Raw genomic sequence first — 10,960 nt, 5'->3', positions numbered from 1 at the left:
CGCGCGGGGCCGCGCCCTCGCCCCCACCGGCTCGCGACAGCCCGCGGCGGGTCCACTCGCGGCGGCCGTCGCCACGGCCGGTCCGGATCTGCTCCGGATACCGCGTCAGCGGATGCTCGTCCATACGTCGCGCGCCCCTTTCCGTGCGACGGCCTGGTACGCGGGACACCGGCCGTTCCTGGGTCAGGTGAGGTAGTCCTCGGGTCCGCCGTCGCGGACGGTGTCGAGGGTGAAGCAGTGGAAGCCGCCGCCGAACAGCCGCCGGTGCCGATGGCGTACCGGGACGACGGTGAACTTCGCGTCCTCCAGGGTCCGGACCAGTTCCGGGCTGGCCTCGTTGACCAGGACGGTCTCCGAGTCGACGGACAGCACGTTGAGGTCGATGAAGGGGCTGGTCAGGATGAGCGCGTCGGCCTCGTACCGGGGGAAGTTGTTCTGCCGGGGTGTGGGGGCGACGATCCGGTCCCAGCGGCGCAGCGCGGGCGGCAGCGCGTCGGCCACCGCGTCGGAGCGGACCAGCAGCAGGCCGGGGCGCAGGGCCAGCACCATGCTGTCGATATGGCTGTCGCTCAGCTTGTGCACCCGGTGGATGCGGAAGCGTCCTTCGAGGTGGCGCTCCAGCCAGGTGACGGCGAGTGCGTGGTGCTCGGTGGAGACGTTGGCGACGATGTCCCGCCCGAGCCGGAGGCACTGGGCGGCGTCGAACATCATCTCCACCCCCACGTCCCAGGGTGAGGGCCGCGGGTCCTCGACGGGCTCGGTGGGCCCGCCGGCAGTCGCGGTGCCCGCGTACGACAGGTCGAAGGAGGCATCGGTCATGAGCGGGCGCGGCATAACGGTCCAGCGGGCGCCGCGGCGGAAGTAGTCCTGGAAGAGCGGCTTGAGGAGTTGCGTCTCGAAGTAGCGGGAGCGGATCATCGGTGAGGTCTCGATGATCTCGTCGCCGACGATGAGCGTGTTGTCGCGGACGTTCAGCGGCGGGACGACGGACGCGGACCAGGCGGGGGTCGTGACCTCCGCGGTGTCCGCGGGCAGCGTGAGCGGCCGGTGGACGGTGACGCCGAGGGAGCGCAGGGTGTCGGCGAGCCCTTCCAGGTCCTCGTTCAGCTCGTCCACGTACCGTCGGGCCACTGGCGTGTGCCACCGGCCGGATTCGCCACGGCGGGCGGTCAGCCGAGGGTAGTACCACTCGGACCGGCCAGATCCCCGCTGTTCGGCATTGTCGTGCACGAGATTGTCGTGGAAGAAAAGGTCGAAGGAGAGTTCCCGCTCGTGGGAGACATAGTTCTCCGCGGATCCGACGACCACTTCCCGCAAGGGCGACCATTCGTCAAAGCTGTTCAAACGCACGCAGGGCACCGCCTACTCATCGGGGTATCCCCGATACTCCGGGAGAGCGCGGGACCACCGCACCAGTACTCACCGCAGTTACGGACCCGGATGAGTCTCCGCCCCGGCTTTTCCTGGTATGAAGCCGAAGGGCTTTGCGAAAACCACCACCATGCGGAGAGTCATGAAGAACGAGCATGAAGACGACCCGGTTCTCGACCGGTTCCATTTCCTCGTCAACGCACCCGCACTGTTCAACGCCGTCACCACCGCCGCCGAACTGCGCGTCTTCTCCTTCCTGTCCGGGAAACCGGGCGCCCAGGCGGAGGAGATCCGCGCTTTCAGCGGGCTGCCCGCCCATCAGCTGCGCGTCCTGCTACAGGCGGTGTGCACGACCGGGCTGCTGGAACGCAGGGACGGCGGCTACCACAATTCCGCCGTCGCCGAGGAGTTGCTGGCCCCGGACGGGCCGGACAGCTGGCGCCACATCCTGACCGGCTGGAAGGAGGTGTACTATCCGGCGTTCGCCCATATGACGCAGGCGTTGCGGGCCGGCACCAACACCGCGCTGCGCATCCACCCCGGCGACGAGCCGACCCTCTACGAGCGGCTTGCGCACAATCCACCGCTGGAGGAGGTCTTCCACCGGGCGATGACCGCGTTCACGCTCCGCTCGGTGGACGCGCTGATCGAGCAACCCGTGTTCGGGGACGTCCAGCACGTCCTGGACGTGGGTGGTGGCGACGGCAGCACATCGGCGCGGCTGGTCGCGCGCCATCCGGGGATGCGGTCGACGGTGTTCGACATGCCGAGCGTGTCGCGACTCGCGGACGGCGGACAGGACGCCGGACATTCCGCCGGGCGACCGGACCGGGTGGACCTCCTCGCGGGCGACATCTTCACCGACCCGTTCCCGGACGGTCCGGACGCGGTGCTGTTCAGCCATGTCCTGGAGATCTTCGACGAGGACGGCATCCTGCACCTGCTGGGCAAGGCGTACGCGTCGCTGCCGCCGGGCGGGAAGGTGCTGCTCTACGGCTACAACGTCTCGGACGACGAGACGGAAGGGATCTTCGGCGCCCGGCTCGGGCTCTACTTCAACGTTCTCGCCAGCGGCCGGGGCATGGCCTACCCGGCCCGGGACTACGAACGGTGGCTCGGCCGGGCCGGGTTCGAGGAGGTCAGGACGGTCGGCGGGCTGCCGTACGAGCACGGGCTGAGCCTGGGCGTCAAGCGTTGACAAACGCAGACCACAGGATGGTCATGGCACCCGCCTTGTCGGAGCCGGCCGCCCCCGTCTGACGAAGCGACGGCCGGCTGCCGGGGCTCGATCGTCGGCACTCGGTCGCCGGTCGTCGGGTCATCAGCGCCAGTCTCGGCGCCGTACGGTCGTCCTCGCGCTCGCCGCGCGGCGGAGGGACCGCCGTACGGCCGTAACTGTGGTGATTGTGGATGTTTCCCCTCGACGACGGCGGCAGGTTGGGGCGGTATCCGCCGCCTCTCGTTCTCATTTGAGGAGTGCCGTCATATGAGTGGCCAAGACCCGATCCTGAAGAAATGTCGCCCCGTGCCGCCTCCGGCCACCTGTGACGGTGGCGCATGGGTGCCGAGCGACGACCTCCCACGGGTCGGGAGCCGATGATGACGGAAGCACCGCGCCGGATCTGCGCCCGCTGGGACGACTTCCCGGTGCGTGCCGGTGACCTCGCTCACGCTTCCGCCGGAGCGCGAGTGGCTGCTGAAGTGGTGTCAGCCCGATCCGGGCGACGGCTGGGAACAGGACGTGGCCGCTGCCGAGCTCCATCATCCCCTCGACGCCTGGAAACGGCGGGCGCAGCCGAACGTCAGGCTCCTGCACTACGACGACCTGTGCACCGACCTCGCGGGCCAAATGGCCGCGCTGGCCGAGTGGTTGGGCATCACCGTGGACGAGGCGGTCTGGCCCGAGCTGGTGAAGGCCGCGACGTTCGACGAGATGAAGGCCCGCGCGGAGTGGCTGGCGCCGGACACGGAAATCCTCACGGATCCGGTGGAATTCTTCCGCGAAGGACGCTCGGGCGCCGGCCGCGAGCTCCTGACCGAGGACGACCTGGAGGCGTACCGGAAGCGGGTCGCACCCCTCGCTCCGCAGCCGTTCCTGGACTGGCTGCACCGCGATCCGCCCGCCGACGGCGGCGGAGCGAGCGCACTCGGATGACCTCTGGCGGCGGGCCTCAGCCCCTGCCGATGACCCCGCTGGACCGGTTCCAGCAGGTCGGCCCGGCACCCGGTCCGCGCTCCCACCGGGTGCCGGGGGCCGAACCACCGCGCCGCCACCGCCCTCCCTCATACCTCGGCTCCCCTACAGATGAAGGAGATACCTCTGTGACGCAGTCCGCATCCCGGCAGCCCACCACCACTGCTCCGGCCGCCGCTTCCGCTTCCGGCGACGGCCTCGACATCCGCCTCGTCTCCGGCGCCCTCGGCGCCGAGGTGCGCGGAATCGATCTGAACGAGGTCACGGACGCGCAGTTCGACCGGATCCACGCGCTCATGCTCGAACACCTCGTGCTGTTCTTCCCGGACCAGCAGAACCTGACCCCGACGGCGCACGTGGCGCTGGGCAGGCGCTTCGGCGACGTCAAGGTCCACCCGAACCTGCCCAGGCTGGAGGATTACCCCGAGGTCACGCTGATCGAGCCCGACAAGGGTGGGAAGGCCGACGAGTGGCACATCGACGTCAGCTTCAGTCCCAATCCGCCCATCGCCGCGATCCTGCACCTGATCACCTGCCCGCCATCGGGCGGCGACACCATGTGGAGCAACCAGTACCTCGCGTACGAGACTCTGTCCCCGACGTTCCAGGAGATGCTCGAGGGCCTCACCGCCGTCCACGTGCTGAAGGTACCGCCGGTCGTCGAGATGTCCGCCGAGCACCCCGTCGTGCGGGTCCACCCGGTAACCGGGCGCCGGTCGCTCTATGTCACCCGGATGTGGACCTCGCACATCCCGCAGCTGTCCCGGCACGAGAGCGACGCCGTGCTCCAGCACCTGTTCGAGCACTCCGAGCAGCCGCGCTTCACCTGCCGGCATCGCTGGGACCCGCACACCGTGGCACTCTGGGACAACCGGGCCACCCAGCACGTCGCCATCAACGACTACCAGGAATACCGCCGCGGCCGGCGCGTCGTCGTCTCCGGGGACCTGCCCACGAGCGACACCCCGCGCAAGCCCGACTACGAGCAGATCGGCGACGAACGGTACTACCCGCGCCGCATCAACGCCCGCGTCGGCTACTGAGCGCTCCGCTGGAAGTGCCCTGGCCTGCCGCCGATCGTCCGCGGCACCGTCGTGGCCGGTCACGCATCCCAGGTGACCGGGAGACTCTTCACTCCATAGACGTCCGCGATGTCCGCCTCCGGGCGGAGGGGGACCTGTTCGGCCGGTATGGCAAGGCGCAGTGTGGGGAAGCGGTTGAGGAGCGCGGGGAAGGCGACACGCATCTCGACGCGGGCCAGTTGCTGGCCCAGGCACTGGTGGACACCGTGGCCGAAGGCCAGGTGCCCGCCGTCCTGCCGGTGAAGGTCGAGCACATGGGGGTCGGGGAAGCGCTCGGGGTCGCGGTTGGCGGTGTTGTACGACAGGATCAGCGGCGAGCCGGCCTTGATGGTCCGGCCGCCGAGCTCGACGTCCTCCAGCGCGGTCCGCATGAACGTCTTGCCGACGCTCAGATACCGCAGCAACTCCTCCACGGCCCGGTCGATGAGCGCGGGGTCGGCGCGCAGCGCGGCCAGCTGATCCGGGTTGCGCAGCAGCGCGAAGGTGCCGAGCGCCAGCATGTGCATGGTGGTGTCGAGCCCGGCCGCCAGCAGGAACAGGGCCATGCCCTTCAGCTCCTCATCGTTCAGATCGCTGTCGGTGAGGTCGCTGAGCACATCGTCGGTGGGGTGCGCGCGCTTGGCGGCCACCAACTCCGCGAGATGGTTCCGAGTCGCCGTATAGGCCGCCATCACATCCTCGCCGTCGGCCTCCACATCCCTGAACGCGTCGATCTGCTCCCGGAAGGAGTCCCGGTCCTGGTGCTCCACCCCCAGCAGCTCACACATCATGATGGCGGGGATGGGCTTGGCGAACGCGGTCACCAGGTCCGTCGGAGGCCCGGCCTTCTCCATGGCGTCCAGGTGGTCGGCGGTGATCTGCTCGACCCGCTCGGTGAGCAGTCGCATCCGCCGTACGGTGAACTTGCCCATGAGCGGTTTCCGATAACGGCTGTGCCGGGGGTCGTCCATGAAGAGGAACTCACCGGGCGGCGCCGGAGAGAACTCGGCGTCTGTGTAGTCGATGGTCGGGTGGAGCATGAGCTCCTGGCGTGAGCTGAACCTCGAGTCGGCCAGGACCGACTTGATCAGGTCGTATCCGGTGAGCAGCCAGCCGGGTTTTCCACCGGGGAAGATATAGCGGCTGATGGGGCCGTGCCGGCGGGCGTCGAGCAGCTCCGCAGGCGGGTCGAAGGGGCGGCCGGGCTGCCGCGCCGTCGGCATCGTCGTGACGGTGTGCAGGGATTCATCCATGGCCAAACCTCATCTCGCGACGGCATCTACGTGACAATGCACGAAAGCTACTTGCATGCTGAATACGGGCCCGCCCACGTGCAGGCCGTCCGCTCGGATACCACCGCCCGCCCGCCCACCCGCTCGACACCGAGCCTGTGCACTCACTCCCACCCGGCGGCAAGGCGAGGTCGCTCCGGATCCGCCGACCGCACCCGGTCCGGGCCGGACCGGGTGCCCCGTCGGCCGGCGAACGCGTCACACCGTCGAGGACGTCACGCTCTTCTCCCAGTGCATGCCGTCCTGGCTGACGACCAGGCCGTCCGCGCTGAGCGGGGTGTCGTCGACCGCCTCGCCGAAAGCCGCCTGTAGCTGGATGCGGTGCCCCTCGTGGTGGACGGCCCGGGACTGTTCGAGAAGGTCCTTCTTGCGCTTGTCGCGGTAGGACTCGGAGGTCAGCGCCGCCTCGTCCGAGGCGCCGCCGCCGACCAGCCCGACGAACGCCCCGGCGCCGGGCGCGGTGTCCCGGGTGACGCGCCTGGCCACCTCGAAGTACTGCTGCTCGTCGCGGTTGACGTCGTAGAAGTTGACGAGGAAGTCGTGGAACGACTGGTACTCCTTGCGGTACCGGGCCTCGTACTCCGCGAAGCACTCGCGCTCCCCCAGGTCGCCGCGGAGCGCGGTGTTGAGGGAGCGGGCGGCCAGCAGGGCACTGTAGGTCGCCATATGGACGCCGGAGGAGAACAGCGGGTCGATGAAGCCCACGGAGTCGCCGACGAGGGCCATGCCCGGCTGCCAGAAGGTGTCGTGGAGGTAGGACCAGTCCTTGCGGACGCGGACCTCGCCGTACCGGCCGCTGGTCACCCGCCGGGCGTCGGAGAGGTAGTCGGCGATCAGCGGGCAGTCCGCGATCAGCGCGGCCAGCGCCTCGGCCCGGTCGCCGCGCACCTGGTCCGCGCACTCCTTGCGGACCACGGCGCCGACCGAGGTGAGGGTGTCGCTCAGCGGGATGTACCAGAACCAGCCCGAGGGGAAGGCCACACAGGTGATGTTCCCGCTGTTGGGCGAGGGCAGCCGCCGGCCGCCCTCGAAGTAGCCGAACAGCGCGATGTTCTGGAAGAAGTCCGAGTAGCGGCGCTGTCCGCCGATGTACCGCTGAAGCCGGCTCTGGTTGCCGGTGGCGTCCACCACGAACTGGGCGTGCACCGCGCGCTCGGCACCGTCCGGGTCGGTGTACCGGACACCGCGGACCCGGCCGTCGTCCTCCAGGACGTCGCGCACCGCGCACCGTTCGCGCACCTCGACGCCCTTGCGGCGGGCGTTGTCGAGGAGCAGCTGGTCGAACTTCGCGCGTTCGACCTGGTAGGCGTAGGAGGTCGGACCGGCGAACTTCTCGGAGAGCGCGAAGTCGAAGGACCAGGGCTCGGAGTTAGAGCCCCAGCGGAAGGTGCCGCCGCGCTTGCGCACGAACCCGGCGCTCTCCAGTTCCTCCGTGACGCCGAGCAGACCGCAGATCCCGTGCACCGTGGACGGCAGCAGGGACTCGCCGATCTGGTACCGGGGAAACTCCTCCTTCTCCAGCAGCAGGACCCGGTGGCCCTGCATGGCCGCGAACGCCGCCACGGACGAACCGGCGGGGCCACCCCCGGCGACCATGACGTCATAGACCTTGCCGTCGGTGGGATGTGTCATGAGGGATGGACCTTCCGCGCGCAGGGAACCCGGTCGGCGGCGCCGACCGGTGTGGTAGTCGCCGTCGGGCCACGGCGGGTCATGGGTGCTCGCCGTCACTCACCGGCAGCACATGGCCGGGCAGTTCGGTGGGGTCGCCCAGGACGACGGCGATGTCGCGCCGCCCTTCGTACGGTTCGCGGGCGTGGGCGGTGCGGATGTTGTCGACGAGGAGGACGTCGCCCTCCCGCCACGGCTCGCCGACGGTGAACCGGTCGTAGACGGCGTTGATGCCGTCCACCGTGGCGGCGGTGACGGGGGTGCCGTCGCCGGCGGAGGTGTCGAAGGGGAGCCCGTCGGGGCCGTAAACGTCGGTGAGGTAGTCACGGACGGCCGGGTCCATGGTGAGCCCGTTGAGGAAGGCGACCTGGTTGAACCAGCCGGGCGCCCCGGTGCGCGGGTGGCGTACGACGGCGGTGCGACGCTGCCGGGTGGCGAGCCGGTCGTCGGACAGCCAGGCGTGCTCGATCCCGGCGGCGGCGCAGTAGGCGTCGACGGCCGAGCGGTCGGCGGTGCCGAACGCGTCGGCCCAGGCGACCCCCACGTCGTGGTACATGCGGCGCAGCAGCCAGCCGTGGCGCTCGAAGGGGGCGACGAGGCCCGGTGGCAGGGCGGCGAGGACTCGCTGGGAGTCGGCGACGGTGGTGCGGCCACCGCTGCCGGGTGCGGTGAGGCAGCCGAGGAGGAGGGTGCCGGGGACGGTGGCGGCGTAGCTCAACTCGTGGTGCATGCACATCGGTTCGTCGGCGGGCCAGTGGCTGCCGGAATAGACGCCCGGCGCATGGGCGGTGCGGGGCGCGAAGCCCTCGCGCTCCGTCATCGCCGCGATCCCCAGCGCCGCGGCGACGTCGGCGACGTCGCCGGGGGTGCGGACGCCCAAGCCGCGCAGCATGACGGCGCCGGACTCGGCGAGCGCGGCGCGGGCCGCGCCGCGGTGCGCGGCGGCCCGCCCGGCGGGGTCCGGGCCGCCACGGGCGTCCAGCACGCGCAGCGGGGCGGGCGCGGCCGGGACCGGAGCGGGGGCAGGCGCGGGCGGGGAGGGGTCCGCCGGGGCTCCCTCCCCGGCCGTCGCGGACGCGCGGTCGAGAAGGGCCGCGACGTCGGCGACCGTGGGGGTGTCCTTGAGGTCGGCGACGGTCACCAGGCGGTCGAGGGCGATGGACAGCCGGATCGCGGACAGCGAGGTGCCGCCGAGTTCGGCGAAGCGGGAGTCGCGGCCGATGCGCTCCTCGGGCACCTTCAGCAACCGGGCCCACAGGGCGACGACGCGGCGTTCGGTGTCCGTGGCGAGCCGCGGGGTGCCCGTACCGGCGCCGTCGGCGCCGCCGGTGTCGCGGTCGTGGCCGGCCCGGGCGGTGAGGGCGATCTTGTCGATCTTTCCGTTGCCGGACAGGGGGAGTTCGCGCGTGTGGTACAGCCGGGGCGGCACCATGTAGTCGGGCAGGGCGGCGCCCAGGGCGCGGGCGACACCGTCGCCGTCGGGGGCGTCCTCGCCGGTGTAGTAGGCGACGAGTTGGGGATCGTCCTGGGTTCCGGCGACGACGACGGCGCCGTCGCGCACGCCGGGCACCTGGAGCAGCCGGTCCTCGATCTCGCCGATCTCGATGCGGAATCCGCTGATCTTCACCTGGGAGTCGCGTCGCCCCAGGTATTCGAAGTCCCCGGACGGCAGCCGGCGGCCGAAGTCTCCCGAGCGGTAGAGGCGGTCGGTGGGGCGGTAGGGGTCGTGCCCGTAGACGGCGGCCGTGCGGTCGGGGTCGTTGACGTAGCCCCGGCCGACGCAGACCCCGGCCATGACGATCTCGCCGGGCGCGCCGATGGGCACGAGGTGGAGCTGTTCGTCCATCACATACACACGGCAGTTGCGGATGGTGTCGCCGAGCGGTATGGAACGGTGGCCGGGCAGCGCGTGCATGACGCCGTGGTTGGAGTCGTCGCTGACCTCGGTGAGCCCGTAGCAGTTGACCAGGGGGACGCCGGGGAAGGCGGCGAACCAGCGGCGCACCAGCTCCTTCTTCAGCGCCTCCCCGGTGACGGCCATGACGCGCAGGTCGGGCAGTGCGGCGCGGCCGTCGGGCGTCTCCGCGAGGAGGAGTTCGAGGTAGGTCGGCACCACCTGGGCGACCTGGACGCGGTGGCGGGCCAGCAGATCGACGAACCGGCGCACGTCGAGCACGGCCTCCTGCTCGACCAGCAGGGTACGGCCGCCCAGCAGCAGCGGGGAGACCAGCTGCCACAGGGAGATGTCGAAGCACTGCGGCGCGGTCTGAGCGACCGTGTCGCCCTCCTGGACGCCGAGGTCCTCGATCTTGGCGTAGAGATGGTTGAGAAAGCCGTCGTGCTCACACAGGGCGCCCTTGGGTTCGCCGGTGGAGCCCGAGGTGAAGTACACGTACGCCAGTTGGTCACCGGCCACGGGCAGGTCCGGGTCGTGGCGGGGGCCGTCGGCGTCGATCACCTCGGTCACGTCCATGCGGTGCACCCCGTCGCGGCCGTCGAGTGCCTCGTCCAGGGGCGGTACGTCGCGGTCGGCGAGGACCCAGCGGCACTCCGCCCGGGTGAGGGTCCTGGCCATGCGCCCGGCGGGGAAACGGGGCTCCAGCGGCAGGTAGCAGCCGCCCGCCTTGAACACGGCGAGCACAGCGGCGAGCCAGTGCGGGGTGCGCTCGGTGACGACGGCGACCACGTCCTCCGGGCGCAGCCCCCGTCGGTGCAGCGCCCAGGCGATCTTGTTGGCGTCCTCGTTGACCTCGCGGTACGTCCGGGTGGCCGGGCCGTGCACAACGGCGACCGCGTCGGGGTGGCGGCGGACGCGCTCCTCGAAGAGTTCGTGGAAGCGGCGGCCGGGCAGCGGCCGTACGGGGCCGGAGCCGGCGGAGATGACGTCCTCGGCCTCCGCCGCCGAGAGCAGCCCGTGCCGGGTGTGCGGCGCGTCGGGGGCGCCGGTCAGCAGTCGCAGGGCGCGCCGGACATAGTGGTCCAGGCGCTCGGCGGGTATGTGGGGCTGTGCGCCGGCGCCTTCCCAGGCTTCCTCGGCTTCCTCACGCCCCTCCGCGGTGGCCGCGCGCAGGATCAGGTCGCGCCAGGTGGCGTCGGGCGGCAACGCGGGCGCCCCCAGGACCACCGAGGCGACCTTCAGCCGTGCGGCGCGCCACACCGCCTCGGCCTCGGCCCCGCACGAGCGGGCCAGGGCGGCGACGGCCTCCGCACGCTCACCGGGTGCCGCCCGTTCGGCGCCGAGGGCACCGGTGGCTGTGTCCTGCATTGGGGTCTCCTCCTGCTGATCGGTGAAACGGCGCGGGGCGGCTCCCCCGCGGATGGTCCCGGCGGGAACGAATCGGATCGGCGGAAGTCGGCTGCGGTTGGGTGGC

Annotated in this window: 7 protein-coding genes; 3 read left to right on the top strand and 4 right to left on the bottom strand. The window is 71.0% G+C overall.

The features are described 5' to 3' along the window. Window positions 1-183: 183 nt before the first annotated feature. Window positions 184-1,350 (bottom strand): glycine amidinotransferase, encoded by a 1,167-nt coding sequence (locus NQU54_RS04485; RefSeq protein WP_257629863.1) that lies wholly within the window; start codon window positions 1,348-1,350, stop codon window positions 184-186. Between the two features lie 163 nt (window positions 1,351-1,513). Between NQU54_RS04485 and NQU54_RS04480 the strand changes: the two genes are divergently transcribed. The 3 genes from NQU54_RS04480 to NQU54_RS04470 all read left to right on the top strand — a co-directional run bounded on the left by NQU54_RS04480 (window position 1,514) and on the right by NQU54_RS04470 (window position 4,608). Then, window positions 1,514-2,569 carry a methyltransferase gene (locus tag NQU54_RS04480; protein WP_257629862.1) on the top strand — a complete coding sequence of 352 codons (1,056 nt, stop codon included), beginning with the start codon at window positions 1,514-1,516 and terminating at the stop codon, window positions 2,567-2,569. 459 nt (window positions 2,570-3,028) lie between these two features. Further along, the gene (locus NQU54_RS04475) at window positions 3,029-3,526 is read left to right on the top strand and encodes a sulfotransferase domain-containing protein (protein WP_257629861.1); all 498 of its coding nucleotides are present in this window, start codon (window positions 3,029-3,031) and stop codon (window positions 3,524-3,526) included. Between the two features lie 167 nt (window positions 3,527-3,693). Further along, complete coding sequence (locus NQU54_RS04470) at window positions 3,694-4,608, top strand: TauD/TfdA dioxygenase family protein (protein ID WP_257629860.1); 915 nt, start codon at window positions 3,694-3,696, stop codon at window positions 4,606-4,608. 59 nt (window positions 4,609-4,667) lie between these two features. On the opposite strand, the gene NQU54_RS04465 is transcribed toward NQU54_RS04470, so the two are convergent. The 3 genes from NQU54_RS04465 to NQU54_RS04455 all read right to left on the bottom strand — a co-directional run bounded on the left by NQU54_RS04465 (window position 4,668) and on the right by NQU54_RS04455 (window position 10,854). Continuing rightward, the gene (locus tag NQU54_RS04465; RefSeq protein ID WP_257629859.1) at window positions 4,668-5,879 is read right to left on the bottom strand and encodes a cytochrome P450; all 1,212 of its coding nucleotides are present in this window, start codon (window positions 5,877-5,879) and stop codon (window positions 4,668-4,670) included. Between the two features lie 237 nt (window positions 5,880-6,116). After that, complete coding sequence (locus NQU54_RS04460; protein WP_257629858.1) at window positions 6,117-7,550, bottom strand: FAD-dependent oxidoreductase; 1,434 nt, start codon at window positions 7,548-7,550, stop codon at window positions 6,117-6,119. Window positions 7,551-7,629: 79 nt separating this feature from the next. Further along, on the bottom strand, window positions 7,630-10,854 hold the full coding sequence (locus NQU54_RS04455) for a non-ribosomal peptide synthetase family protein (protein WP_257629857.1): 3,225 nt from the start codon (window positions 10,852-10,854) through the stop codon (window positions 7,630-7,632). Window positions 10,855-10,960: the final 106 nt, after the last annotated feature.

This window comes from Streptomyces malaysiensis subsp. samsunensis, from assembly GCF_024519315.1.
GTDB classification, from domain to species: Bacteria; Actinomycetota; Actinomycetes; order Streptomycetales; family Streptomycetaceae; genus Streptomyces; species Streptomyces malaysiensis.
The sequence above is the reverse complement of the archived record's forward strand: the minus strand, read 5'-3'. Positions and strand labels throughout refer to the sequence as shown.

What these genes read in the sequence shown, in the direction of transcription:
- NQU54_RS04480 (WP_257629862.1), top strand. Translation starts at nt 1,514, where the DNA reads ATGAAGAACGAGCATGAAGACGACCCGGTTCTCGACCGGTTCCATTTC.
- NQU54_RS04465 (WP_257629859.1), bottom strand. Translation starts at nt 5,879, where the DNA reads ATGGATGAATCCCTGCACACCGTCACGACGATGCCGACGGCGCGGCAG.
- NQU54_RS04460 (WP_257629858.1), bottom strand. Translation starts at nt 7,550, where the DNA reads ATGACACATCCCACCGACGGCAAGGTCTATGACGTCATGGTCGCCGGG.
- NQU54_RS04455 (WP_257629857.1), bottom strand. Translation starts at nt 10,854, where the DNA reads ATGCAGGACACAGCCACCGGTGCCCTCGGCGCCGAACGGGCGGCACCC.